Below are 24840 nucleotides of genomic sequence, written 5' to 3'. Positions count from 1 at the left end.
CGCATCGTGCGGATGGAATAATATCGCGGCGTCCTCGAAAGATGACCAGCGGCAGACCTTCGTATGCTTACGCGCATTCATGACCGGCAGATCGGTCGTGCGAACAAGGGTCAAGCCATGACGGATATGTCGAACTCGAAGGCCTCGCTCGGAGCGGCCATCCACGCGATCACCGGAAAATGGGGTTGGTTCGTCGCCCTGGGTGTCGGTGAACTGATCCTCGGCGGCATTGCATCGGCAAATCTGATAGCGGCGAGCCTGGCTTCCGTACTGGTAGTCGGCGCCACCATGGTTGTCGCCGGCGCTTTCCAGATCGGGCATGCCTTGCGGGTGCACGGCATGCGCGGATTTCTGCTTTGGCTGCTGGCGGGGATCGTCTATGCGGCCGCCGGAGCGATCATACTCTACGATCCGATCCTGGCTTCATTCACGCTGTCCCTCGCAGCATGCGCCTTCCTGCTCGTCGCCGGTGTGATGCGGATTTGGGCGGGCTTCCATATGCGGCCGGCCTCGGGCTGGCGCTGGATTGTGACCGCCGGCGTTCTGACCTTCTGCGTCGGCGTCATGCTGGTTGCAGCCTGGCCCGCCATTGGTCTGTGGCTGCTCGGTGTTATGCTGGTCGTCGACCTGATCTTCCAGGGATGGGGGTTCATCGCATTCGGACTCGCGCTCAGGAACCGGGCTTCCCGCCACTCAATCCAGCCGGCGACGGTGTGAGCCATGATCTCGACATTCACGCGCCATTGGGAAATTGCCTGGCGCGGTGGACAGACGAAGTCGACTTCACGGGTGGTCGCCGAGGAGACTGCCATCGCCCTCACCTACAACGGGTCGACCCACGCCGTGATGATGGGCACGCCGGGCGATTTGGAAGACTTCGGCATTGGCTTCAGTCTCACCGAGGCCATCGTCGAACGCGCAGACGAGATCCGGAGCATCGAGCTGATTCCGAACGAAAGGGGTGTCGAGGTTCGGATGTGGCTCGATGGTGGCCGCGCGACGTCCCTGGCCGCGCGGCGTCGGGCCATCAGCGGTCCGGTCGGATGCGGGCTATGCGGTATCGAGAGCCTCGAACAGGCCCGCCGCGCGCCACCGAAGGTGGAGGGCCGTGGTGTCGCCTTTCACGCGCGGGATTTGCTGGGTGCCATGCAGGCGTTGTCTCCGCTCCAGATGCTGAATCAGCAGACGCGGTCAGTCCATGCCGCGGCCTTCTGGCATCCCCGCACCGGTATCGGTCCGGTGAGGGAGGATGTCGGCCGGCACAATGCGCTGGACAAGCTCGCCGGTGCGATCGTTCGCGAGGCGAGACCGGCCCGCGATGGCGCCATTTTGCTGACGAGCCGCGTTTCGGTCGAAATGGTGCAAAAGGCAGCGATGATCGGTGCGCCACTCATCGTAGCTGTCTCAGCCCCCACAGCACTTGCCATCCAGACGGCGGAGGAAGCGGGAATCACCTTGCTCGCGATTGCCCGCGATGACGGATACGGCGTGTTCACGCATCCGCGCCGCGTGGTGCTGCCTGAAGGAGCCGCACTGCGCGCCGGTTACTGAGCTCTGGCGATGGAGGCCGTGTCTCCCGAGCTGATCGCCGAGGCGCGCAACGACGTCTGCCCGCCGGAGCGATCGCTTCTCGTCGCGTCCCTCTTGACCATGTCAGGCGGCTTCCTCGACGCTTCCACCTGGCTCACGCTGGGCGGCGTGTTTTCAAGTTCGCAAACCGGCAATGTTGTCTTCCTCGGCGTCTACGCCATGTCCGGGCAATGGCAGCAGGCGGCTCACCACCTTCTTCCGATTGCCGCCTTTCTCCTGGGCGCGTGGTTGGCGATCCGCATCCGTGCGCCGTTGCTTAGTCTCGCCGGGGAGATCGCTTGCCTGGCCGCGGTGATGCTGTTGCGTCATCGAATCCCGGATATGGTCGCAATCTTCGGAATGTCCTTCGGCGCCGCGCTACAGTCGGCCAGCTTCAGGCAGATCGAGCGCTGGAACTATCTATCGATCACCGTCACCGGCAATATGCTCCGCGCCATCGATCAGTCCGTTGCGACGTCCGATCGCGATGCAACTCGTGGTTGCGTGGTCATGCTTCTGCTCTGCCTGTTGTTTCTGTCAGGAGCCGCAATTGGTAGCTGTGTGGCGAAGTGGTTCGGCGGGCGGGGCCTTCTCGTCCCGATCGGATTGTCCCTATGCGTTCTCTGGCTCTGCCGCCGGCGACGTTGAAGCTGAGCCGTTGGTCCGAGTCCTCAGCATCTGCGAAGTGCATTCGCTCGTTGATGGCCGGACTGCGCGTCATGCCATTCGACAAAACGACATTCGTTCGCGGAAGCGTGAATGCCGCGGGATGCGTACAGTTTCCTGGGGCGCCCAGATGGCCCTTCAATTGCCATGAGAGGAAACGATGAGCGACCTCCGCAAAAACACAGGCAGCTTAACGGGACGAGACATTCCCACGGGGAATATCCAGGGCCCGGCGACGCGCGCGCCGTTGGCCGCGAGCAGGGCTTGAGCAAAAAAGGGGCATTCCCATGGATCCGACAGCGCTTCTCTTGTCACGGCTGCAGTTCGCCTTCACTATTTCCTTTCACATCATCTTTCCGGCATTCACGATCGGGCTTGCCGCTTGGCTTACCGTGCTCGAGGCGATGCACTTGCACAGCGGCAGGTCCGTCTACCGGACCCTCTTCGAGTTCTGGCTCAAGATCTTCGGCGTCGCGTTTGGCATGGGCGTCGTGTCGGGCGTGGTGATGGCGTTCCAGTTCGGGACGAACTGGAGCGTGCTCTCGAAGATGTCCGGGCCGATCCAGGGTCCGCTGCTGGCCTACGAGACCTTCACCGCCTTCATGCTGGAGGCGGGTTTCTTCGGTATCCTCATCTTCGGACGACCCCGCGTGCCGCCCTGGTTCTACCTGTTCTCGACCGCGATGGTCGCGCTCGGAACCACGCTGTCGGCGTTCTGGATCATGGTCAACAACAGCTGGATGCAGGTGCCGACCGGCTATGTCCTGCAGAACGGCCAGTTCGTGCCTGACGATTGGGCGCAGATCATCTTCAACCGGGTGGTCTGGGTCCGCTTCCCGCACATGCTGCTCGCCTGTTATCTCACCGGCGCGTTCTGCGTGGCGGCGACCGGCGCATGGTATCTGCTGCGGCGGACCTATCGGGCCGAGGCGCATGTGATGCTGCGAATGGGCCTCGCGCTCGCGGCCGTGCTGCTTCCGGTCCAGCTATTCGTCGGCCATCTCGTGGGCGACTACGTTCACGATTACCAGCCGGCCAAGTTCGCCGCGATCGAAGCGCGCTGGCATGACGAGCAGCCGGCCTCGGAGGTGCTGATCGCGATCCCGGATTCCGCGACCGAATCGAACAAATACGCCATCTCGATTCCGGTGCTCGGCAGCATCATCGGCAGTATGAGCCTGGACTCGAAGGAGGTCGGCCTGACCAGCTTCGCGCCGCAGGACCGGCCGCCGGTGGCGATTCCGTTCTTTGCATTCCGCATCATGGTCGGCTGCGGCTTCGTGATGCTGGGGCTGGCCTGGCTCGGGACCTGGTTCGGGCTCAAGCATCGGCTCGAGCGCAGCCGCCTGCTGCTGTGGGGCATCTTCCTCAGCTTTCCGCTGCCCTGGATCGCGATTCTGACCGGGTGGTACACCGCGGAGGTCGGCCGCCAGCCGTGGACCGTCTATGGTGTGTTGCGGACCGCCGATGCCGTGACCCCATTCCTCACGGCGTCCGCCGCGCTGACCTCGCTGATCCTGTTCGTCGCCGTCTACGCTTTCATCTTCTCGTTCGGGACCTATTACATCTATCGGCTGCTGCGCGCCGGGCCGGCCGGGCTTGGCGGCAAGCGGCTGCATGTCCCTGTGCCCAATCGGCCAATGTCGCTCGCCGATAAAATGCCGGCAATCGTCGAGGCGGGAGAGTAGCCATGGTGATGTTCTGGATTGCGCTTCTTGCCATCAGCATCCTGATCTATCTCCTCCTGGACGGATTCGACCTCGGCGTCGGGATGCTGTTTGGTCTCGCAGGCAGCGAGGCGAAGCGAGAGGCGATGCTGCGCACGGTCGCCCCCGTCTGGGATGGCAACGAGACCTGGCTGGTTGTCACCGGCGTGATCATGTGGGGCGCGTTTCCCTTGGTCTACTCCATGCTGCTGCCCGCGTTCTATATCCCGGTCCTGGTCATGCTTCTGGGACTGATCCTGCGTGGTGTCGCGTTCGAATTCCGCAGCAAGGCGGCGCGCACGCGCTGGATCTGGGACGTCAGCTTCACCGCGGGATCGTTCGCGGCGAGCTTCATGCAGGGCGCAATGGTCGGGGCGCTCGTCGAGGGACTTCAATTCTCGAACGGCGAATATGTCGGAGGCACCTTCGGCTGGCTGACGAGCTTTTCGGTCTTGTGCGGAACCGGCCTCTGCTTCGGTTACGCGTTGCTCGGCGCTTGCTGGCTCGTGAGGAAGTGCCATGGCCCCGTCCGCTACGACACGCGGCGTCAGATTCCGTTGCTCGCAATCACCGTGCTGGTTTTCCTCGTCATCGTCTTCGCGCATGCCCTTACCGAGCATCTGCCGATTCTGCGCCGATGGATGGAGCGGCCCTATCTGTTCCTGTTTCCACTCGTCGGCACCGGTGCCGCCGCAGTGCTCGCCACGAGTATCCTGCGCCACGACGATTACTGGCCATTCTACATGGTTGCACTGATCTTCACGGCGGCGTTCGCTACGCTCGCCCTGTCGTTCTGGCCCTACATGATCCCGTTCGTCGTGAGGATCGACGAGGCTGCGGCGCCTCATTCCAGTCTCGCATTCCTGTTCTGCGGCGCCGGCCTGTTCATCTTTCCGCTGATGCTGCTCTATGTCGCGGTCGGTTATCGCGTCTTTCGCGGCAAGTCTGCCTCGGCGGCGGACCACTACTGACGGCCGCACGAACTTGTTGGTGAGATGCGATAAGCAAAAAGAAAAGGCGCCGTGTCCGGCGCCTTTCTCGTCTTCGGTTCATGATTTCGGCATGACGCCCGGAGCATTATCAGGCCATTGGGCGATCAGCTTCTCGTCGATGTTGAAATGCTGGGCGACCAGCTTGGGCGGCGTGTGCGTCAGCCAGTTGGAGAGCGAGACCTCCTCGTAGCGCGGCGCGCGGAACACGCCGACGAATTGCAGCTCGGTGTCGCCGACATTTTCCACATAATGCCCGAGATTCCGCCTGACATAGCCGATGTCGCCGGCCGAGAAATCCGTCGTCAGCGCGTTCGGGCCGGTGTCGAACACCGTCATCCGCGCCTTGCCCTTGATGTAGTACTGCCACTCGTCGGCGTTCGGGTGCCAGTGCATTTCCCGGACCGCTCCCGGCGGCATCGTCACCAGGGCCGCGGCGATCGTGGTGGCTACCTTGAAGTTGTTGCTGTCGGCAACGCGGATGCTTCCGGCCGAGCTCTCCTTGACCGGGGTCGAGCTGCCGAGTGGGTGGACGAAGGGGTAGGGCGGCGCTTCGGCGTGCCTGGCGATTGCGGCGCGATCGGCGGCGAGATCGCCGGGCAACGTCCCCTGGAATATCCAGAGATTATGCAGCGGGATCTTCGCGAACGCGTCTGCCGGGACGCCGAAATTCTTCGCCAGCACCTCGGGCGGGGTGTGAGCGAGCCAATCCGTCACCAGCAGGGTGTTGAACTCATTGGCGTGGCCGTCATCGAAGCAGATCACGAATTCGCAGCCGTCGGGGCCCAACCCCTGCAGCGAATGCGGCGCGCCCGGCGGAAAATACCAGAGGTCGCCGGCTTTGAGGTCGGCGACATAGGGACGGCCCTGTGTGTCGAGCACGGTAATACGGCAGGTACCGTAGGTCATGATCGCCCATTCGGCGGCCTGATGCCAGTGCAGCTCGCGAATGCCGCCAGCGGACAGCCGCATGTTGACGCCGGAGATCTCCTTGGAGATGGCGAAGTCCTCGACGGTGACCTGACGGGCCCAGCCGCCGTTCTGGATGCGCTTCGGCGCGTTGTTGAACGAAGCCCAATCCATCGGCAGCCCGCCGACGTCCGTCGCCGGCGGGGTTTGTGCGGAGGGGAATTGCTTGCCCAGCGCGGGATTCTGCGGACCGGGGTCGGTCAGGCTTCCCGGGCTCTTGGCGTTGACGGCACCTTGTGGCGGCTCGTCCGGATTGCCGAAGGTTGCACCTTGCGCACTGGAGCCGACCATCGCGGCGCCTGCCGCGGACATGGCCAGCAAGTCACGTCGTGAAAACATGTTGGGTCGCTCCTGAAAATTGTCGAAAGCCCTCTGAGGCGCCGGGGCTCCAACCGCCCACTCTAGTTTCCGGTTGTCGTTTTAGCTTCCGGGAACGGTGCTCTTTTTGCCGGAATGCACTGGCTGCTGCGGCAGGGCACACGGCCTCCGAACGTGGTGCCATTGAGAAATTCCGCTTCGTTCTGAAAAGACGGTTCTGCACGCACGGTCCTTAACTGGCCGGGAGAATTGCAGGGATCGAGAGTTATCGACATGACCACGAAATCGGTTCGGCCCTACCGTGAACCCGCCGGCGGTTGGGGCGCACTCAAGGCGCTCAGCGAGGCGCTTCTGGTCCAGCGCGTACCGCTGAAGGGCGCGGCGACGCTGAGCAGGATGAATCAGCCGCAGGGCTTTGATTGTCCGGGCTGTGCATGGCCCGATCCGAAGCACACCTCGTCGTTCGAATTCTGCGAGAACGGCGGCAAGGCGATCGCCTGGGAGGCAACCTCAAAGCGCTGCACCCCGGAATTCTTCGCCGAGCATACCGTCACCGAGCTGGCAAGCTGGAGCGATTATGATCTCGAAATGGTCGGGCGGCTCACGCATCCAGTGGCCTATGACGCCGCATCCGACCGCTATCTTCCGGTGGAATGGAGCGATGCGTTCGACATGATTGGGCGGGAACTCAGGGCATTGCCGGACCCGAACATGGCGGAGTTCTATACCTCGGGGCGGACCTCGAACGAGGCAGCCTTCCTCTATCAGCTCTTCGTGCGCGAATACGGCACCAACAACTTCCCAGACTGCTCGAACATGTGCCATGAGGCGACCAGTGTCGGCCTGCCGCAATCGATCGGCGTCGGCAAGGGCACCGTGCTGCTGGAGGATTTCGACAAGGCCGACTGCATCTTCATCTTCGGCCAGAATCCGGGCACCAATAGTCCCCGGATGATGACGAGCCTGCGCAATGCAGCGCGCCGCGGCGCCTCGATCATCTCGTTCAACCCGTTCCAGGAGCGGGCGCTGGAACGCTTCCAGGCGCCGCAAAGTCCTGTCGAGATGATCACGCTGTCGTCGACGACAATCAGCTCGAAGCTCTTCCAGGTGCGGGTCGGCGGCGACGTTGCCTCTCTCAAGGGGATCATGAAGGTCCTGGTGGAAGCGGATGAGGCCGTCCGTACCGCCGAGCAGCCGGAGATCCTGGACTGGGATTTCATTCGCGGTCACACAATCGGTGTTGAGGCGCTGATCGACGACCTCAAGCGCACGCAATGGCCCGACATCGAACGTCAGTCCGGCCTGACGCGCGAGGACATGGAGTATGCGGCTGGTGCATACATGAAGGCAGAGCGTGGCATCATCGTCTACGGCATGGGCATCACCCAGCACTGGCGCGGCGCGCACAACGTGCAGCAGATCGCCAATCTGGCGCTGCTGCGCGGCAATGTCGGGCGCGAAGGCGCCGGCGTCTGCCCGGTTCGGGGCCATTCCAACGTGCAGGGCGATCGCACCGTGGGGATCACCGAGGCTCCCAAGGCGGACTTCCTCGAGCGCCTGGAGCAACGCTTCGGCTTCAAGCCGCCGTCCGCGCCGGGCCACAACGTCGTGACCGCGCTGGAGGCCATGATCCGCGGCGAGGTGAAAGCCTTCTTCGCGATGGGCGGCAATTTCGCCGCGGCCATTCCGGACTGGCAGGCGACGCAGGCGGCCCTTGGCAAGCTCGATCTCACCGTCCACGTCTCGACCAAGCTCAACCGCAGCCACCTGATCCATGGCCGCGCCGCACTGATCCTGCCGTGCCTTGGACGGACCGAGATCGATGTCCAGGCGTCGGGGCCGCAGTCGATCACGGTGGAGGACTCGATGTCGATGGTGCATGCATCCGGCGGCCGCAACAAGCCTGCATCGGAGCATCTCCGCAGCGAGGTCGCGATCATCGCCGGCGTCGCCAAGGCGACGCTGGGCGAGCGCACGGTGGTCGACTGGGACGGCTTCGTTGGTGACTACGACCGGATCCGCGATGCGATCGAGGCGGTGTTCCCGATCTTCCAGGGCTATAACGCCCGTATTCGTGTCCCCGGTGGCTTCCACCTCACCTCGACGGCGCGCGAGCGGATCTGGGCGACGCCGTCGGGCAAGGCGAATTTTCTGGTCTTCCCGGGGTGCGGCGAAGATCCGCCGCAGAGCGATGACGATTTCCTCTGGCTCACCACGATACGCAGCCATGACCAGTACAACACTACGCTCTACTCGATGTCCGATCGATACCGTGGCGTATTCGGTCAGCGTGACGTGGTCTTCCTGAACGAGTATGAGCTGAAGAAGCGGGGACTAGCCGACGGTGATCGTGTCGACCTGATCACCGCATCGACCGACGCCGCCGAGCGAATCGTGCGCAACTTCCGCGTCGTGGCCTATTCCTTCCCGACCGGCTGCTGTGCCGCATACTATCCAGAGGCCAATCCGCTGGTTCCGCTTTATGCCCGGGACCCCCTCAGCTTCACGCCGTCATTCAAAGGCATTCCGATCCGCCTTGTGCGCTCGACCTCCCCGACACAGTAGAGGCGACAGCGTAGAGGCCGCGGTCACTCATCGGCGTCGGGACCGATTGCAGCGCCGGCTTGAAGATCGGCAGTGTAAACCAGAACCGGGTCCCGCTGCTCGTTCCTCTTCGGCTCGGAGTGGCTTGCTCTTACCGATGATGGACATAACCGCGCCGCCGAACTCGAAATGCCTCCAGCCGTGATTTCGTGGGCGGCCACGCCATGCACCTGATCGAGCCATCGCTCAAGGCCAGTCGGTGCCTTCAGGATAGATATTTCCTGTCGTTCATGGCGCGATCGATCGCTTCGCCGACGGGGTCGCCTGGATCGTACCTCGTGAGAGCCATCGAGGTGTTCGATCGACGCATACTGCACAGCGAGAAATCGTCCTATTGCCTGTTGTAGGCCCTTTGGCAGAACCAAAGTTACGAAACTGTGAGCCCGGATCGTTGCCACTTCACCTGAACGAACGTGGCGCGGCAGGCTCTCCGTGACCCAAGCCATTGCTGCCACGGGGCCCCATCACGCCGAATCGCTTCTCGAACTCGGCGACGTTGACAACGCCGCGCCTATGAGTGCCGTCGCCGATCTTGCGGTCGTCGTCCCAAGCCTTGACTTCGAACACGACGCTCTTGGCTTCGACCGCGACGACCCGTGCGACCGCGCGCACCGTGCGGCCGACCGGCGTTGCTGCGAGGTGGCGGATACTGACCATCATCCCGACGCTGACGTAGCCTGCGGGCAGGAACGGCTGAACCGCCGAGCCAGCGGCCATCTCCATGTGCAGGATCATCATCGGCGTGCCGTAGACTTCGGGCATGCGAGGCACCACATGGCCGACCGTCATCTCGGGCGTGACGGTCACCAGCTTTTCGGGCGGTCATGCCGGTCGTCACTCTCTTAAGCGGATTCATGGCTCAATTCCGTCTCTGCCGCGGTCGTGGATGGGGTGGATGTCTGAGCTGTCTGCGGCTTGCGTCCAGTGAACCAGTTGCCGAGCCGATCGAGATACAGATAGACGACGGGCGTGGTGTAGAGCGTCAGGATCTGCGACAGCATCAGGCCGCCGACGATCGTATAGCCGAGCGGCTGGCGCAGCTCCGCGCCGGTGCCGGAGCCGATCATCAGCGGCACGCCGCCGAGCAGCGCCGCCATCGTCGTCATCAGGATCGGGCGAAAGCGAAGCGTGCAGGCCTGGTAGATCGCTTTTTCGGGGCTGAGCCCGTGCTGGCGCTCCACCTCGATCGCAAAATCGACCAGCATGATGCCGTTCTTCTTGACGATGCCGATCAAGAGGATGATGCCGATGATGGCGATGACGCTGAGATCCATGTGGACGGCCAGCAGGAGCAGCAGCGCTCCGATACCTGCCGAAGGCAGCGTCGACAGGATCGTGATCGGATGGATCAGGCTCTCATAGAGCACGCCCAGGATGATGTAGATGACGATCAGCGCCGCCCCGATCAAGAGCGGCGTGCCCGACAGCGAGGACTGGAATGCCTGGGCGTTGCCTTGGAACGAGCTCGACAGTGAGGCGGGCTTGCCGGTGTCCTTCTCGATCTTCTGGATCGCCGTCACCGCATCGCCCAGCGCGACGCCTGGCCGCAGGTTGAACGAGATCGTCACCGACGGAAACAGGCTCTGGTGGTTGATGAGGATCGGTGCGGGCTTGATCACGGCGTGAACCAGCGTGCTCAGTGGGACCTGCTGGCCGGTGGCCGAGTTCAGGTAGATGTCCTTGAGCGCTTCGGGTCCGTACTGGAAGTGTGGATCGACCTCCATGACGACGTGGTACTGGTTCAGCGAGGTGAACATGGTGGAGACGATGCGCTGGCCGAAGGCGTCGTCGAGCGCATTGTCGATCGTCTTGGGCAGGATGCCGAAGCTGGAGGCGACCTCGCGATTGACGGTGACCTCCAGCCTCGGGCCGGCATTGGCCTGGTCGCTCGCGACGTCGGTGATGAGGTTGAGGGCGCGCAGCTTTTCCAGGAAGATTGCCGACCAGTGGGTGAGCTCGTTGGAATCGGCATCCGTCAGCGTGTATTGGTACTGCGTCTTCGACAGGCGTGCGCCGATCGTGATGTCCTGCGCGGCCTGCATGTAAAGTGTGATGCCCTGGATACGGGCGAGCCGGGGCCCCAGCCGCGCGATGACTTGGTCGGCACTCACCTTGCGTCCGGGCTTCGGCTTCAACACGATGAAGATGCGTCCCTGATTGAGCGTCGCCGTTGGGCCGCCTGGACCGATATAGCTCGCTACCGATTGGACGGCCGGGTCCTTTGAGAGGATATCGACGATTGCCTGCTGGCGTTCGGACATGGCAGGGAAAGAGATATCCTGCGAGGCCTCGGTGATGCCGACGATCTGTCCAGTGTCCTGTTGCGGGAAAAATCCCTTCGGGATGATCACATAGAGATAGCCGGTCAACGCAATGGTCGAGAGCATGACGAGCAGCGTTGCGAAACGGTGGCGCAGCACCACGCGCAGGCCCCGCGCGTAGAGCGCAAGCAGGGAATCGAAGCCGCGCTCGAACGGAAGATAGAGCCTGCCGTGCTTCTTCCGCGATTCGTCCTTTAAGAGGCGCGCGCACATCATCGGCGTCAGCGTGAGCGAGATGATCAGCGAAAGCAGCAGCGAGGCGGTGATCGTGATGGCAAATTCCTGGAACAGCTTGCCGACGTAGCCGCCCATCAGGAAGAGCGGGATGAACACAGCGATCAGCGACAACGTGATGGAGACGATCGTGAAGCCGATCTCGCCGGAGCCCTTGAGCGCCGCCTGCATCGGAGTCATGCCCTGCTCGAGATGACGGACGATGTTCTCGATGACGACCACGGCATCGTCAACCACGAAGCCGACCGCGATCGACAGTGCCATCAGGGAGAGGTTGTCGAGGCTGTAGCCGAGCACGTAGAGAACCGCGAACGTCCCGATCAGCGCCAGGGGAACGGTGACCGCCGGGATGACGGTGGCCCAGAAATTCCGCAGGAACAGGAATATGACCATCACCACCAGCGCCACCGTCAGCAACAGCGTGAACTGAACGTCGGAAACCGCGGCGCGAATGGTGGCGGTGCGATCGGCGGCGATCGTCACCTTGATTGCCGGCGGAACGGAAGCCTGTAGCTGTGGTAGCAGCTTCTTGATGCGGTCGACGGTCTCGATGACGTTGGCGCCGGGGACGCGCTGGACCGCGAGGATGATGGCGCGCTCCTTGCCGTACCAGCCGGCCAGGAGATCGTTTTCGGGTGCCTCGATCGCCGTGCCGACGTCGCGGATCCGCACCGGTGAGCCGTTCCGATAGGCGATGATGAGGTCTTCATACGCAGAGGGCTTCAGCAGCTGGTCGTTGGTGTTCAGGGTATAGGTGACGCGCGGGCTGTTGAGCGTGCCCTTCGGCAGATCGACATTGGCGCCGGCGATAACATTGCGGACATCCTCGAGCCCGATGCCGCGGGCGGCAAGCGCCTGCGGATTGACACGAACACGGATCGAGGGTTTCTGCTGGCCGCCGATGCCGACGAGGCCCACGCCGGGTACCTGGGAAATCCTCGGCAGCAGGATGTTTTCGGCATAGGCGTCCACCGTCGTCAGCGGCAGCGTGTCCGACGTCAGCGCGATCAGCATGATCGGCGTCTCCGCCGGATTCACCTTCCTGATCGTCGGTGGGTAGGGGATGTTCGGCGGCAGGAAGGGGCTGGCGGCGTTGATCGCGGCCAGCACGTCCACCGCCGCGCTGTCCACCGTCCGCGACAGCTCGAACTGCACCGTGAGCTGGGCGACGCCGAGCGCGCTGGACGAGGTGAGCTGCGTGACGCCGGGGATCTGGCTGAGCTGCTGCTCGAGCGGCGTGGCGAGTGATGAGGCGATGGTGCCTGGGTCCGCGCCGGGCAGTTGCGCCGAGATCTGGATCGTCGGGTAATTGACGTTCGGCAGCGCGCCGACCGGCAACAGCGGATAGGCCGCAAGGCCGCAAAGTAGCAGGCCCGCCATTAACAGGGCGGTCGCAATCGGCCGCAGGATGAAGGGCGCCGAAAGGTTCATGGGATCGCGTCCTGCACGGCACTCTGCAGGTCGGCTTCCTGCGCAGCCTTGCCATGCAGTTCTCGGACGCGGCTGCCTTCCGTCAGCCGATATTGACCGTCGACCACGACGACGTCACCCGACTTCAAGCCCTGGTCGATCAGTGCCTGGCCATCGCTGATCTGTGCGACGTGAACGGGGCGCAAGGTGGCCGTCTGGTCCGCGGACACGACATAGACATAGCTGCCGTTCGGCCCCTGCTGCACCGCCGAGCCCGCGACCGTCAACGCGTCCTTGCGCATCTCCAACAGCAAGCGCGCGTTCACCAGTTGGCCCGGCCACAGCCGGTGCTCATGATTCGGGAATTCTGCCTTGAGCTGAACAGTGCCCGTCGTCCCCGCGATCTCGTTGTTGACCAGCACCAGCGTGCCCTCGTCGAGCTTCATCTTGTTGTCCTGGCTGTAAGCAATGACCTTGAGCGGTCCCTTTGCGGCGTGCTCCTGGATCACCGGCAAGTCGGTCTGCGGCAAGGTGAACAGCAGCGAGATCGGCTCGATCTGGGTGACGACGACGAGACCGTTGGGGTCTGTCGGATGGATCACGTTGCCAACGTCGATCTGGCGCACGCCGGTGATGCCGGTGATCGCCGACGTCAGGCGCGTGTAGCTGAGCTGGACGTTGGCCTGGTCGATCTGCGCCTGGTCGGCCTTCACGGCAGCCTTGAGCTGTGCCACTTGTGCGGTCTGCGTCTCGATCAGTTGCGGGGTCGCATAGCCCTTGTCGCCGAGCTGACTGTAGCGTGAGAGATTGGCCTCGGCGTTCGCGAGCTGCGCCTGGTTCCTGTCGCGGTTGGCCGTCAGCTGCACGATCTGCGCCTCGTAAGGACGTGGATCGATCTGGGCGAGCAGATCGCCGGCCTTGACGGTCTGTCCCTCGGTGAAAGCGATCTTGACGATCTGCCCCTGAATCTGACTGCGCACGACGTCGGTGTTGTAGGCGATCACGGTGCCGATCCCGCGCAGATAGATGGGAACGTCCTTGCCGGTGACGGTGGCGGCGACCACGGGAACGGAAGCTGGTAAGGGCGCGGCTGCGACCGGCTTCCGCTCGGGGCCGAACAACCAGAATCCTGCGCCGGCCAGGATCGCGGCGAGAGCGACGAGTGCGATGGTGAGGTGTCGTTTCACGGTGATGATCCTAGATGATGTCAGGGATTGCCGGAGCCGCCGATCGAGCTCGTATTGTCCGCATGGCCGGGGCCGGGCACCGGCACGGCCGGACTGATTCCGGCGCCGCCGATCTCGGTAGCTCCCAGCGGAATTCCGAGGTGCTCGACCGTCGATGAAAGGGACTGGAGGGACGAAGCCGCCGTGTTGCCGGAGCATACGATCGATGAGCCGTTCGAAAGTCCGCCTCCGTCGAACAGCGCACTTGGCGAGGCGGCACTGCCGGATGCTGCGCAGCCCACTATATCCAACGAGGGATTGAGCGGCGAGATGCCGGGCATTGCGATCTCGGTCGATCCGAGCGGAATCCCCGCCGGCCGGCTGGATCGCGCGTTGAACGGCGACGTCGCGGGCATGCCGTTCCGTGGCTGCGGCGCGGTCGTTTGATCGATCGCCGCAGCCGAGGCGAGGCAGAGGATGCCGGACGCAAACACCGCGGCTGGATGCATCAAGGCGAACCGGCGCCATCCGGATCCAGCAATGTCGTTCGATGAGTGCTGCTGTCGCATGGAAAGATTCTCGAGCTTCTGTCGAACATTAGAAAAGTAGAGGACGGCGGGTATTTCCAGAACGCACGTAGTGTTCCGGGGGGAGCGGTGGCAAAACATCCTGTGCTTCGCGATCTAGATCGTATCCCTGCCTGCAACAGGAACGAACCCCGGCCGCAGGGGGAGCCTGTGTTCGCTATCTCAGAATGGCTCGTGCGTGAGCCAGTGCGCGGCGGCACGCGCCTATGTCTCCGATGTGATCGGCAGCGCGAGCGCGATCAAGCAAATCGAGCGCATCCGTGAAATCGACGCCGTTCCTGCCTTCTGCCTCAGCAACTGAGCGAGGCGTAGGTTGATAACCGCGAAGCGCGTCGAGACTCTCCGGCTTCCAGCCGTGCGAGCCTGCGTAACTTTCTATGGCCGAATCCAGTTGCACCTGGGTCTGGGCGATGTCTTCAGTGCAGCTGCTTGCATGAGCGGGCGAAGCTGCACACAGCAGGATGAGAAGCGCGATTCGAAAAGTTGCGGTGGATGTCATTTGTCCGATCCCATGCGTTGAGTTTGAAGAGGCAGAACCGTCCTGTTGAATGACAAAACGACAATCGATCGTCTTTCGCGTATGAACGTCTGCCGTTCACAGTCGCGAGAGGTCCTCGTACGACAGGCGCTCATTAGCTGGCGCGGGTTCGGTGGAGGCGCGGATACCCGTTGTCTGGATCGACATCTCCCGGCGTGCGGAGTCAAGAACAGGTGTTGAGAAGACGTGCAGCGCAACTGCTCAAATAGATGCCGTCTACGAGATCCTGACGAAGGGAGGCTTCTACGTCGGCGTGGTGCAGGGGCCTGCGACGCCTTTTGCCGATGATGTCACGGCGGCGAAGCGGTCACTTGACGGCCGAAAAAAGGGCCGTCCTTTGGGGGAGGACGGCCCTAATGCTCGAATGCCTGGGAGGAGAGGCCCGAGCCGTGACGTCAACCGGGTCGCCGGAGGCCTCATATCCGTGAGCTGCTGCCGTCAGGAACCTGGTAAATTGCCATTGATCCAAGCTCCAGCGATTAAATCCGGTGCGTGGCAAGGCTCGCTTGGCTTGCTCTAGATTATGCAAAGAAAGCATCAGCCAACATGGTTGGTTCCCGATGGTTTCAGAGCGCGAGCCGCGTGAAGACATAGTCATAGCTCTTGGCGCGGGCTTCGTGGCAGGCGAAGCAGGTGCGGTGTTGGGCCTCGTCGACCGGCTTGCCGTTGATGAACCGGCCGAAGCCCCAACCGCCGGTCGCGGCATATTTGCGCGAGTCCTTGACCATGACCTGGACCGTGGTGGCGGCGCCCGGAATTGTCGCGGACGCGAACTCGGGTGACTGTTTCTTCTCCCAGGCGCGCTTGACGAGTATCGTGCCGTCCGGGAATGGAAGCTTGCCAGCTTGATAGGCATCGACCGCGGTCTGGTTGCCGACGACGGCGCGAAGCTCGTTGAGCGGCGCTGCTTCCTCGGCCGGCGCGATCAACTCCCACTGCTTATAGCCCGTTGGAATCGTGACGCCGAAGATCGGCGAGGCATCGGCGCTCGCATCCCCGGCCGGCGCCTGTGCAAAGGCAATTGCGACGAGGTATGGCACGCTGGCCAGGAGAACGATGAGAAGGATTGCGGCGAGCACGATCACCGCGGGAAAAGAGAAACTCTTCTTTTCACTTTTAGTTTGCGTCATGACGTTTGATCCGGTTGGGATTGAAAGGAAGAACCTCGGTCCAGCCAGCTGGACCGAGAGCCAATCTTCAGGCGCGGTCGGCGTCGATGACAGCCTTGGCGAAGGCCTGTGGTGCTTCCTGAGGCAAATTGTGACCGATGCCGCCAGTGATCAGGCGATAGTCGTACCAGCCAGAGAACTTCTTCGCGTAGGCGCTGGCGTCGGGATGCGGCGCGCCGTTGGCGTCGCCTTCCATCGTGATCGTCGGCACGTTGATCACGGGAGCGGCCGCAAGCTTCTTTTCGAAATGCTCGTACTTCGCTTCGCCCTGGGCGAGCCCGAGCCTCCAGCGATAATTGTGGATCGTGATGGCGACATGATCCTTGTTGTCGAGAGCCACCGCGCTCCGGTCGAAGGTGGCATCGTCGAACTTCCACCGCGGCGAGGCGAGCTTCCAGATCATCTTGGCGAATTCGTGCGTGTATTTCTCGTATCCAGCGCGGCCGCGCTCGGTCGCGAAATAGAACTGATACCACCATTGCAACTCGGCCTGCGGCGGCAGCGGCGCGTAGCCCGAGGCCTGGCTGGAGATCAGATAGCCGCTGACCGACACCAGCGCACGGCAGCGATCCGGCCACAGTGCGGCGATGACGTCGGCGGTGCGTGCGCCCCAGTCGAAGCCGGCGAGGACCGCCTTCTTGATGTCGAGCTTATCCATCAGTGCGATGATGTCGACGGCCATCGCGACAGGCTCGCCATTGCGGGGCGTCTCGCTGGAGAGGAAGTGTGTCGTGCCGTAGCCGCGCAGATACGGGATGATCACGTGGTAGCCGGCCTGCGCCAGGATTGGCGCGACCTCGACGTAGCTGTGAATGTCGTAGGGCCAGCCGTGCAGGAGGATCGCTACGGGACCGCTCGACGGGCCTACCTCGGCATAGCCGACATTGAGGACGCCGGCATCGATCTGCTTGATCGCGCCGAAGGATGCATTGGTTGCGGACGATAGCGGCGCGTCTGATGCGGCGTGGGCGAGGCTTATCACGCCGAGGCCAGCGACGACGGTGCCGGCGGCGACGCCAAAAAACTCGCGCCGGTGCTGGTCAATGATCTGCTTCATGGTGTTGCTACCTTTTTGATGGTTGGTGGTGGTTTGGTGATGGTTTCGTCAGATCAGAGCGATCGTGACGTCGATGTTGCCGCGGACCGCCTTGGAATAGGGACACGTCTGATGTGCCTCATCGACGATGTCGCGTGCGACGTCGCGATCGAGACCCGGCAGGCTGATATTGAGGCGCGCTCTGAGCGAATACGCGCCTCCGTCAAAGATGAGGTCGATCTCCGCATCGATTGCGCTTTTCCTAGGAAGGTCGATCTTGCGTTTGCGCGCGACCCTCTCCATCGCGCCTTCGAAGCAAGCCGACCAGCCGGCCGCGAACAATTGCTCGGGGTTGGTGCCGATGCCGATATCGCCCGGCGGCGATAGCGTTACGTCCAGACGGCCGTCCGAGCTGCGGGACGTGCCGTCCTGCCGCCCGCCGGCGGTGTGGGTCCGGGCCGTGTAGATCAGTTTTTCCGTTTGCGTCATGAAAGTCTCCTTGGGGGGTAGAGTAACTGACTAGCAGCGGTCGCCGCGGCACACCCGTTTGGACTTGTAAGAAGTTGTAAGACCCGAGCTTGCGGTAGTTACGATGTCTCCGCAATTCAGGGCGAGACGTCCATACCGAGGGCGAGGCCAGGGACACGCTTTTCTGACGAGGGAATTGCCGGCACCCGCGGAAGTGCTTCCAGTTCGGTTCCCTGCGGAGAAGCGTACTGAATGCAGTTCGGGCGCGGCGGATGCCCTGCGCCGAACAGATCGGAGATTGGCTCCACGAGGAGTGCGCGGAGCCGTCCGGACCAGCTTTGGCGGTCGCCCACATCGGGTTGTCGGACCGTTACCGTCGCCGTCATGCCGGAGACGAGCAACACTCCCTGTGGCACCGTGTCGATCGCTACGCGAACCGGCACGCGCTGCGCAAGGCGCACCCAGGTGTAGATCGGATCGACAGTGGGCAAGCCCTGCGTGCCGGCTGCAGCATTCGACACGCTGACGCCGCGGGTCACGGTCCTCACATGTCCGAGGATCGGCCTGGAGTAGCCGATGAGCTGTGCCTCGACGCGGTCGCCGACACAGACACGGGCCATCTTGGTCTCCTCGAAATAGCCGTCGATCCAGAAGCTGCTGGAATCGATGATGGAGACGTTGCTGACGCCGGTGACGGCATAGTCGCCGACGCGCAGCAGGAGATTGGTGACGTAACCGTCGACGGGGCTGACCACATTGGTTCGCTTCAGGTTCAGTTCCGCCTGTGCGAGCTGGTGCGCCGCCGCCGCGTAGGCGGCCTTTGCCTGCTTGGCGTTGCCGGCGAAGATCTGCTGTTCCTCGGGGGTCGTCGCGAGGTCGGACAGATGCTTGCGCCGGTTGAACTCGGCCTGCTTCACCTCCAGGTCCGCGGCGCGCTGGTCGACAACGGCCTTGCCGATGCGGACCGCCACCTCGAAGTCGAATGGATCGATGACGTAGAGCACGTCTCCCTTGTGGACGAACTGGTTATCGGCCACCCGCAACTCCACGATCTTGCCCTCGATTTGCGGAGCGACATTGGCGACCTGCACGCGCACGCTACCGTTCCGTGTCCAGGGCGCGGTGACGTAATGCTGCCAGGTCGCAATCGATATCAGGATCGCGACCAGCGCCATGGCCAGCGTCGCAAGATGCTTGCCGGCGACGGCCACGAATCGTCCGATCGCCTCGCGCCGCCACGTCGTGGACGGCGCGGCCTGCCAGGAAGGCGTGCCGCTGTCCGCCGCGGCGTCGAGGGGCGTATCGCGTACGACGCGCTCCGCCGTGCCGGAACGCTCGGCAGTGCCGACCTCGCCCGCCTTTGCCTCCGGCGTTGGATTGTCGTGGAGCAGCGTGGAGGCATTTGGGGGTCGGGCGGCGACCATGACGTTCTCCCTAGAAGAACAGTGTGAGCAGGCCGAATATCGACGCATAGAGGCAGAGTTCGGCGAGCGACGGGTTGCTGAAGAATCTCGTGAAGCCGACGAAGCGCAGCACCGGGCGGAGCAGCAGGAAGGCGAGCAACGCCGCCGCGGCATATGAGACGATGGGAGCAATCAGCACGCCGCCCATGACGAGCTCACGATAGGTATTCGTCATGGCTGCTTCCCTCGGCTGGAGACGAGGAGGATCTGCGACGGTCCGAAGGCGAGGCTGGCTAGAACGAGGGCGGCGATGACCGGGTCGGCAGACTGGTTACTTTGCGCGGCCAGCTGGCGCAGCACCTCTGCGGTCGTCAGGATTGCGCTTCCATCCCGCAAGGCGAGTGCAGCTCGCGCGGCGCGCACCGACGCAGCGAGGGGGCCCTCCGCCAGACGGTCCAGTTCGGCACAACACCGTCGCAATGCCATCGCCTGGTCGAAGCGGCGCATTGCCTCTGCGACGATCCGATCGGTGGCCGCCGAGCCGCCGCTTGTCATCATGATCTGCTCGAGCCGCGCGGCATCGCGAAACGCGGCCTCCTCGGGTGCGAGTTGCCGGGCGCGCCTGGCATTGAAACGACTCAGCTCGCGATTGGCTTCGGCCAGCAGCAGGCGGATCCGCCGGTCGCCGGACAAGGGCGCCAGGAGCATCTGCGCGGCGAAGACCAGGACCGAAGAAAGCTGGACGAACAGACACGTCACCACGAACACTTCTGGGTCGTAGCTCTGCGGGTTACCCGGCGCGAGCACAGCAATCGTAAACACCAGGATGAGCCGGCCAAGTGATGACAGTACGCGGCTCGGCATTGTCATCAGTAACGCCAAGCAGATCACGATAGGTGCGAGGCCGATCGCCAGTAGTTGAAACTCGGATACGCCGTTGAAGACGAGGTATCTCAGGATGCCGCCCAGCAGGCACGCGATCGGCATAGCAAAGACCGCCTGCGTCGTGAAAGTGCGTGGGTCCTGGGCGGTAGCGCTCAAGCCGATGATGACTGCAGCGAGCGCGAGGCAGAGTTCGGTGGTCGGCCATCCCGCGATCACGAAGATGAATGCTATGAGCATGAAGTGGATCGCGGCCCGCACGGCGCCTTCGGCCGCAAGGCGACGAGAGCGATACAGTGGCGCACGCCATCGGCGGTGGGGATGCGTTCCGTCCCGCAGCGCCTCGAGGCTGTCACGCACGTCTTGGTTTCTGCGAATGATCTGGCTCATCAGGAAGGTTCTGCAGATCGTCGTCACGCCGGACACGTCATGGTCACGATCGTTCCGTTCCGTCGTGGATACGGGTGGCAGTGCCGCGAGCCAGCGGGCGAGCGTCAACTCGCCAACGAGGTCCACCATGGCCGAACGAGCGGCAGCGGTTCTTGCCGTGCCGCTGATGGATTCGATGGTGAGGCTTGCGATCTCCGGATGCAGGGCCGCGATATCGCTCAACATGTTCGCCGCGGCGGTCTCCGATGCATCCTCGCAGCGGAGGACGCCCTGCGCAAACTCCGTGACCCTGCGATGCAGCGCCTCGAGGCGGCTCGCGAGAACCGGGTGGTAGTCAGGCGCGGACAGCAGCTCGTTGACCACAGCCACCGCAAGGACGCCGATGGCGATGGCAGCGCCTCGTGCGACGCCGGTCGGGAACACTAGCAGCGGGCTGTCGATTTGCTCGATGACAATTAGGGCGACGGTGGTGCAGCTGAGGATCGCCGCATAGGCGCGATTGCCGTCCAGCATGCCGGCCACATAGACACAGAGCCCGATCCACACGCTGAACACTGCGAGCAGCAGACCTCCGGCCTGGGAGAAGATGCCGGCGATCGCGATCGATGCCACTACGCCGGTAGCGGTCGCAAGCAGCCGATAGGCGGCCTTTTCTATGCCCTGAGCGCGCGTGGGCAGTGCCACGATCCCCACGGTGAGGGCCGCCGAGTACGGGGATTCGAGCTCGAGCCAGAAGCTCACATAAAGCGCGAGGAGCGTCGCCAGCCAAACTCGCAGGGCGAAGGCCCAGGAGCTCCCTGGAAAGCCGGCGAAGACCAGCGGGCGCGACCCGGCGGCAGCGCTGGTGGTGTTTACAGGCATCGTGCTTCATCCGTTTGGCAAAACGCGAGGCTTGCCAATGTCGCGAAATCGGTTGCGATCATGGGGGGGCCGTGGTCGCCGGTATTTTCGGTCCAGCAACCTGCTTGCGGGAATGCACGCCGGCTTTGGGAAAGCGGGCCGCTGTGCGGCCGGGGACCGGGTTATTGCGGCGCGTAGCCCGACAGCGCCTGTTCGAGGCAGCGAATGATTTCATCGCCGCTGGAGGGGGAGTCCTCTCCGATGCCCTCCCGGCGAGACGACCGATCGTCCTTACTCTGCCATCCTTGCCGACGCGCTGCGTCTTGCCATCCTGACCCGCAGGACCTGCCGGCAAACCAAGGTCGAGCGCAAGGAGACCGCTCCGGCTGATGGCGAGCGATGCGGCAAGTGCGGTTGCTGCAGAAACGGCGCCCGAAGCGCGTGTTGCAATATGTCGTGGCCGCTTCACCTTCGACGTCTGCAGAACGGTCGTCACAGGCATCACACGCTAGAGAGCTCTTCGATGAATCGGAGTGAGTTTGACTACTACGACATAGAGGCGAGCTGCAGAATCCTCTTGCACGGTGTCATGCTACTAAGAAACAGCGCGTGCTCTCACGGAATAAGGACAGAATTCATTCGGGCAATTTACGCCCATGAGAGAGTTCAAGTCAGATCATCCGAGGAATTCAACCTCGGGCGCATTTCGCCACGGCGTTCAAGCGCGTTGCCGGCAATACGCCATATCAGTGGAGGAGCAGCTATCTCGTGCAATTCCTGTGGCTGCCGCGCGCCGCGGCGGCGCTGTCATGGGCAGTGCCAGCATTCTGGCCCTGCTACTACAGCTGATGGGTTTACACTCGGTGCTGACGTACCATGAGATGATGGGATTGTTCGAGATCGTCCGTGCTCTCGGCAATTCCTATCGCCTCGCATCGTCGGGTTGGGGCGCGATCTACGGCCGCTTTGCGTTCGACTTCTGCAGAACGATCGTCGCGGCCATCATGCACTAAAGAGCACATCGATGAATCGGATCGAGTTATGACTGTCCAAGTGAGCGTAGTTGCTATGACGCTGAGGCCAGTCGCAAATTCTCCAAGGTGCAACGAAGTCTGAAGAAAGCGCGTGCTCTCACGGAATACGGGCAGCCTCTCCGACAAAAGCCCTGAACCTCCTGGACATCGGCGACGAGGCCGCGAGCCGCAGGTCAAACTCCTTGAGATGCCGAGGATGTCGTAAGTGGATCACGAGGAGCGCACAATGTGCCCCGAGATTTACTGAAAGGGACTCTTGTGATTATGAGTAGCGGCTTAGAGAGGCCGTCTTTGAAGCGATCTGCAATTGCAGAAGCATGGTTGCAGCCCTCTTCCTGCGTCTAAAGTCTAAGGCGGCGAAACCCAATTCCAAGCCGAGCGCTTCCTAGAGATCGATCCAAATAACTTCCATCTCGTGCGGTGTTCGAGACAGAACGCCGGCTGGGCCTGTGCGGCAGGCGCGCGCCGCCGAACGCGTACGATCTATCAGCCGTTCTGCGACACTGAGTGTTCTGTCATCGACGTCCCTATCCGAGGACCACTATCCTCACAGGGAATGTCCGCTCGAACCCACAACAGAAAAGGCGAATCAGCCGATAGCTGATATCGCCGATGTCAGCCGTTCCGGACTGGAGACACTTACCGCACAGGACGGAAATATAGATGCGGTAGCATCTCCTGGCACCAAAGCGTGCGGGAGCCGTCCCTCGCATGTTTGATCCGGACGATGATCAATCTGCACTGCTCGGTGAGGTTTATGATCGCCTTTAGGCAGCGCCCTCCGACGCATCGGGTTCGAACATATTCTCAGGCCGGCGCCTCTTCCCTGAAGATGGGCGACAGGCGCGGCACATATTTTCTTACAAACCCCGGCATCTCGCTAAACCTTTGTAAAAACGAGAAAAAATGCGCCGAAGGGGGCTCCACCACACTGGGGCGATCTCATGGGACTTGTAACATCTAACGCGTTTTTAGGATCGATAACGAGCAACTTTGCGAGCCGGCCTTATCCTTTCGAGCATCGACTTTACTCAACGGCATGGCCACGGAAATACACCGAGGCTACGTGAAAGGACGACAGATGCCTACACTCAGTTCCACTGGACCGATCCGCCGCTCAGCCGCGCGAATTGGCCGCGCACAGAGTGACGCGCCAGAGCTCGATTGCCTTCAGCACGCGGTTGAAGACCGCCACGCTAGCGAGATCCAATTTTCGCGCTTAGCTGGAGTTGCCGACAAGATGCCGAGCAATATCGTGACGCAAGAAGACCGCTATCTCATCGGACTTGCGCTACGGTCGACTCAAGTGAGACTGATCCAGGCCGGCCGAACGATATTTGATGGCAAGATCCCCGTGGGCGCTCTGCATATTGCGAAGCCGCCCGTGCGCTCAACAGCTCACTTTCAGTCGGCCTATGACTTTATCTATTTCCACATCGCGCCAAGCTTTTTGGACCAGCAGCCGATGTCTCCGCACGGCTATTTCGCGCATAGCGAACCCGTGGATCGAATACTCTTGCGTGACCCGCTTGCCGAACAACTGGCCAAAGTGCTGAGCGATCGCGTCGACGACGAGGATCTGGCATTTTCGCTATGCGTCGGTCAAACGCTCGCGGCGCACGTTGTGCGGCTCGCGCCACCTCATAGCAAAACGAATGCTCTCCCGAAGTGGCGACTTCGTTTGGTGGAGGACTATATCGATAGACATCTTCACTGGAGCATCGGTCTGGCAGACTTAGCCAAAGCAGCGGGTCTCTCGCGCATGCATTTTGCTGCACTGTTCCGCGCCGCCACAGGATACAGGCCCCGCGAATACCTGCTGCAGAAACGTGTCGAACGAGCTAAGGCGCTCCTCGGTAATAGCGATATGCCGCTCGCAGAGATCGCCTTGGCTGTTGGCTTCTCGACGCAAGCCCATTTCTCCACGGTCTTCAAGCGTATGGCCGCAAGCACGCCAGCTCGTTGGCGCGCCGACTACAGGTCCGAGACAGCTTCCCCGCTCACGGTTCTTGAGCGCGACCGCTACGATATTGACGAGCACAGAACGGAACATTCGGAACATCCGCGAAAATCGCCGACATTAGGCCGACCGGACTACTGTTCTGATAGATTCATGTCTGCCGTCCGCTCATAGTTCAACCTGCGACAACTCGCGCACGGCGGAACGCCTCGTACCTTGGGGGCATCGTCGAGATCGTTCCTTCAAGGAGCTCTACGATCATCCCCAGCATCCCTGTACGAAAGCTCTCCTAGCGAAGCCGCGACAGCGTGGCAGAGAGCAGGCAAAGCCGACCTTCATCGCCGGGGACATTCCAAGCGCCAGAGTCCCCCGAGCGGTTGTCGGGTTCACACGCGCTGCCCGATCGTTCACCCATTTGTTCTCAGGCGCAGCCCGTTGCGGCAGGCTGGCGTTCGCTCGCCAGGTTCCTGTCATCTTTGCGGAAGAGGTCAACATGCCAAGATACTGCCTAGCGCTGATGCGGATCGCTTCTCGATGTGCTCGTGTTTCGATGCGCTTCGGCCTAGTCCTTGCAAGACCGC

19 protein-coding genes and 1 pseudogene are annotated in these 24840 nt (G+C 62.5%); 9 read left to right on the top strand and 11 right to left on the bottom strand.

What is annotated here, in order from left to right; genetic code table 11:
• Nucleotides 1-117: 117 nt before the first annotated feature.
• The 5 genes from CQ13_RS23200 to cydB all read left to right on the top strand — a co-directional run bounded on the left by CQ13_RS23200 (nt 118) and on the right by cydB (nt 4912).
• On the top strand, nt 118-717 hold the full coding sequence (locus CQ13_RS23200; RefSeq protein ID WP_057845155.1) for an HdeD family acid-resistance protein: 600 nt from the start codon (nt 118-120) through the stop codon (nt 715-717).
• Between the two features lie 3 nt (nt 718-720).
• Entirely contained in the window at nt 721-1551 is an 831-nt protein-coding gene (gene fdhD, locus CQ13_RS23195) for a formate dehydrogenase accessory sulfurtransferase FdhD (protein ID WP_057845154.1), read from the top strand.
• A gap of 9 nt (nt 1552-1560) precedes the next feature.
• Entirely contained in the window at nt 1561-2217 is a 657-nt protein-coding gene (locus CQ13_RS23190) for a YoaK family protein (protein WP_245309275.1), read from the top strand.
• Between the two features lie 305 nt (nt 2218-2522).
• A complete protein-coding gene (locus tag CQ13_RS23185) occupies nt 2523-3923 on the top strand; it encodes a cytochrome ubiquinol oxidase subunit I (protein ID WP_057845152.1) in 1401 nt (466 codons plus the stop codon).
• A gap of 2 nt (nt 3924-3925) precedes the next feature.
• Nucleotides 3926-4912 (top strand): cytochrome d ubiquinol oxidase subunit II, encoded by a 987-nt coding sequence (gene cydB / locus CQ13_RS23180; RefSeq protein WP_057845151.1) that lies wholly within the window; start codon nt 3926-3928, stop codon nt 4910-4912.
• Between the two features lie 78 nt (nt 4913-4990).
• Here the strand turns inward: cydB and CQ13_RS23175 are convergent, their stop codons facing one another.
• Nucleotides 4991-6238, bottom strand: coding sequence for an oxalate decarboxylase family bicupin (locus tag CQ13_RS23175; protein ID WP_057845150.1), 1248 nt, complete (start codon nt 6236-6238; stop codon nt 4991-4993).
• A gap of 252 nt (nt 6239-6490) precedes the next feature.
• On the opposite strand from CQ13_RS23175, the gene CQ13_RS23170 reads away from it, so the two are divergent.
• A complete protein-coding gene (locus CQ13_RS23170) occupies nt 6491-8782 on the top strand; it encodes an FdhF/YdeP family oxidoreductase (protein WP_057845149.1) in 2292 nt (763 codons plus the stop codon).
• Nucleotides 8783-9220: 438 nt separating this feature from the next.
• Here CQ13_RS23170 and CQ13_RS23160 read toward each other — a convergent pair.
• The 3 genes and pseudogenes from CQ13_RS23160 to CQ13_RS23150 form a co-directional block, all read right to left on the bottom strand.
• Nucleotides 9221-9677, bottom strand: a pseudogene (locus tag CQ13_RS23160) (thioesterase family protein).
• Nucleotides 9664-12807 carry an efflux RND transporter permease subunit gene (locus CQ13_RS23155; protein ID WP_057845146.1) on the bottom strand — a complete coding sequence of 1048 codons (3144 nt, stop codon included), beginning with the start codon at nt 12805-12807 and terminating at the stop codon, nt 9664-9666. Before CQ13_RS23155 ends, CQ13_RS23160 begins: the two are co-directional and overlap by 14 nt.
• Nucleotides 12804-13973, bottom strand: coding sequence for an efflux RND transporter periplasmic adaptor subunit (locus CQ13_RS23150; protein WP_057845145.1), 1170 nt, complete (start codon nt 13971-13973; stop codon nt 12804-12806). The genes CQ13_RS23155 and CQ13_RS23150 overlap by 4 nt, the downstream gene beginning before the upstream one ends.
• A 54-nt stretch (nt 13974-14027) precedes the next feature.
• Here CQ13_RS23150 and CQ13_RS41365 point away from each other — a divergent pair, with 54 nt between their 5' ends.
• Complete coding sequence (locus CQ13_RS41365) at nt 14028-14399, top strand: hypothetical protein (protein ID WP_245309274.1); 372 nt, start codon at nt 14028-14030, stop codon at nt 14397-14399.
• 297 nt (nt 14400-14696) lie between these two features.
• On the opposite strand, the gene CQ13_RS41360 is transcribed toward CQ13_RS41365, so the two are convergent.
• The 7 genes from CQ13_RS41360 to CQ13_RS23115 all read right to left on the bottom strand — a co-directional run bounded on the left by CQ13_RS41360 (nt 14697) and on the right by CQ13_RS23115 (nt 21286).
• Nucleotides 14697-15038, bottom strand: a complete 342-nt coding sequence (locus tag CQ13_RS41360) for a hypothetical protein (protein WP_082637593.1) — start codon at nt 15036-15038, stop codon at nt 14697-14699.
• A 605-nt stretch (nt 15039-15643) separates the two neighbouring features.
• Nucleotides 15644-16207 carry a cytochrome P460 family protein gene (locus CQ13_RS23140; RefSeq protein ID WP_156433821.1) on the bottom strand — a complete coding sequence of 188 codons (564 nt, stop codon included), beginning with the start codon at nt 16205-16207 and terminating at the stop codon, nt 15644-15646.
• A 67-nt stretch (nt 16208-16274) separates the two neighbouring features.
• A complete protein-coding gene (locus CQ13_RS23135; protein ID WP_057845144.1) occupies nt 16275-17303 on the bottom strand; it encodes an alpha/beta fold hydrolase in 1029 nt (342 codons plus the stop codon).
• 48 nt (nt 17304-17351) lie between these two features.
• The gene (locus CQ13_RS23130) at nt 17352-17771 is read right to left on the bottom strand and encodes an organic hydroperoxide resistance protein (RefSeq protein ID WP_057845143.1); all 420 of its coding nucleotides are present in this window, start codon (nt 17769-17771) and stop codon (nt 17352-17354) included.
• 116 nt (nt 17772-17887) lie between these two features.
• Nucleotides 17888-19174 carry an HlyD family secretion protein gene (locus tag CQ13_RS23125; protein ID WP_057845142.1) on the bottom strand — a complete coding sequence of 429 codons (1287 nt, stop codon included), beginning with the start codon at nt 19172-19174 and terminating at the stop codon, nt 17888-17890.
• A gap of 10 nt (nt 19175-19184) precedes the next feature.
• Nucleotides 19185-19388: a DUF1656 domain-containing protein gene (locus tag CQ13_RS23120; RefSeq protein WP_057845141.1), complete on the bottom strand. Its 204-nt coding sequence runs from the start codon at nt 19386-19388 to the stop codon at nt 19185-19187.
• Nucleotides 19385-21286, bottom strand: a complete 1902-nt coding sequence (locus CQ13_RS23115; protein ID WP_057845140.1) for an FUSC family protein — start codon at nt 21284-21286, stop codon at nt 19385-19387. Before CQ13_RS23115 ends, CQ13_RS23120 begins: the two co-directional genes overlap by 4 nt.
• A 635-nt stretch (nt 21287-21921) precedes the next feature.
• Here CQ13_RS23115 and CQ13_RS45815 point away from each other — a divergent pair.
• Together CQ13_RS45815 and CQ13_RS23105 are read left to right on the top strand one after the other, a co-directional pair.
• A complete protein-coding gene (locus CQ13_RS45815) occupies nt 21922-22278 on the top strand; it encodes a hypothetical protein (protein ID WP_245309273.1) in 357 nt (118 codons plus the stop codon).
• 1102 nt (nt 22279-23380) lie between these two features.
• Nucleotides 23381-24433, top strand: coding sequence for an AraC family transcriptional regulator (locus tag CQ13_RS23105; protein WP_197427405.1), 1053 nt, complete (start codon nt 23381-23383; stop codon nt 24431-24433).
• Nucleotides 24434-24840: the final 407 nt, after the last annotated feature.

Origin of the sequence: Bradyrhizobium retamae (assembly GCF_001440415.1) — a bacterium.
Lineage (GTDB): Bacteria > Pseudomonadota > Alphaproteobacteria > Rhizobiales > Xanthobacteraceae > Bradyrhizobium > Bradyrhizobium retamae.
Note: the sequence above shows the minus strand (reverse complement) of the source record. Positions and strands in the feature narration are given on the sequence as shown.

What these genes read in the sequence shown, in the direction of transcription:
- CQ13_RS23155 (WP_057845146.1), bottom strand. Translation starts at nt 12,807, where the DNA reads ATGAACCTTTCGGCGCCCTTCATCCTGCGGCCGATTGCGACCGCCCTG.
- CQ13_RS45815 (WP_245309273.1), top strand. Translation starts at nt 21,922, where the DNA reads ATGAGAGAGTTCAAGTCAGATCATCCGAGGAATTCAACCTCGGGCGCA.
- CQ13_RS41360 (WP_082637593.1), bottom strand. Translation starts at nt 15,038, where the DNA reads ATGACATCCACCGCAACTTTTCGAATCGCGCTTCTCATCCTGCTGTGT.
- CQ13_RS23115 (WP_057845140.1), bottom strand. Translation starts at nt 21,286, where the DNA reads ATGCCTGTAAACACCACCAGCGCTGCCGCCGGGTCGCGCCCGCTGGTC.
- CQ13_RS23135 (WP_057845144.1), bottom strand. Translation starts at nt 17,303, where the DNA reads ATGAAGCAGATCATTGACCAGCACCGGCGCGAGTTTTTTGGCGTCGCC.
- CQ13_RS23175 (WP_057845150.1), bottom strand. Translation starts at nt 6,238, where the DNA reads ATGTTTTCACGACGTGACTTGCTGGCCATGTCCGCGGCAGGCGCCGCG.
- CQ13_RS23130 (WP_057845143.1), bottom strand. Translation starts at nt 17,771, where the DNA reads ATGACGCAAACGGAAAAACTGATCTACACGGCCCGGACCCACACCGCC.
- CQ13_RS23120 (WP_057845141.1), bottom strand. Translation starts at nt 19,388, where the DNA reads ATGACGAATACCTATCGTGAGCTCGTCATGGGCGGCGTGCTGATTGCT.
- CQ13_RS23170 (WP_057845149.1), top strand. Translation starts at nt 6,491, where the DNA reads ATGACCACGAAATCGGTTCGGCCCTACCGTGAACCCGCCGGCGGTTGG.
- CQ13_RS23105 (WP_197427405.1), top strand. Translation starts at nt 23,381, where the DNA reads ATGCCTACACTCAGTTCCACTGGACCGATCCGCCGCTCAGCCGCGCGA.
- CQ13_RS23200 (WP_057845155.1), top strand. Translation starts at nt 118, where the DNA reads ATGACGGATATGTCGAACTCGAAGGCCTCGCTCGGAGCGGCCATCCAC.
- CQ13_RS23190 (WP_245309275.1), top strand. Translation starts at nt 1,561, where the DNA reads ATGGAGGCCGTGTCTCCCGAGCTGATCGCCGAGGCGCGCAACGACGTC.
- CQ13_RS23140 (WP_156433821.1), bottom strand. Translation starts at nt 16,207, where the DNA reads ATGACGCAAACTAAAAGTGAAAAGAAGAGTTTCTCTTTTCCCGCGGTG.
- CQ13_RS23185 (WP_057845152.1), top strand. Translation starts at nt 2,523, where the DNA reads ATGGATCCGACAGCGCTTCTCTTGTCACGGCTGCAGTTCGCCTTCACT.
- CQ13_RS23125 (WP_057845142.1), bottom strand. Translation starts at nt 19,174, where the DNA reads ATGGTCGCCGCCCGACCCCCAAATGCCTCCACGCTGCTCCACGACAAT.
- cydB (WP_057845151.1), top strand. Translation starts at nt 3,926, where the DNA reads ATGGTGATGTTCTGGATTGCGCTTCTTGCCATCAGCATCCTGATCTAT.
- fdhD (WP_057845154.1), top strand. Translation starts at nt 721, where the DNA reads ATGATCTCGACATTCACGCGCCATTGGGAAATTGCCTGGCGCGGTGGA.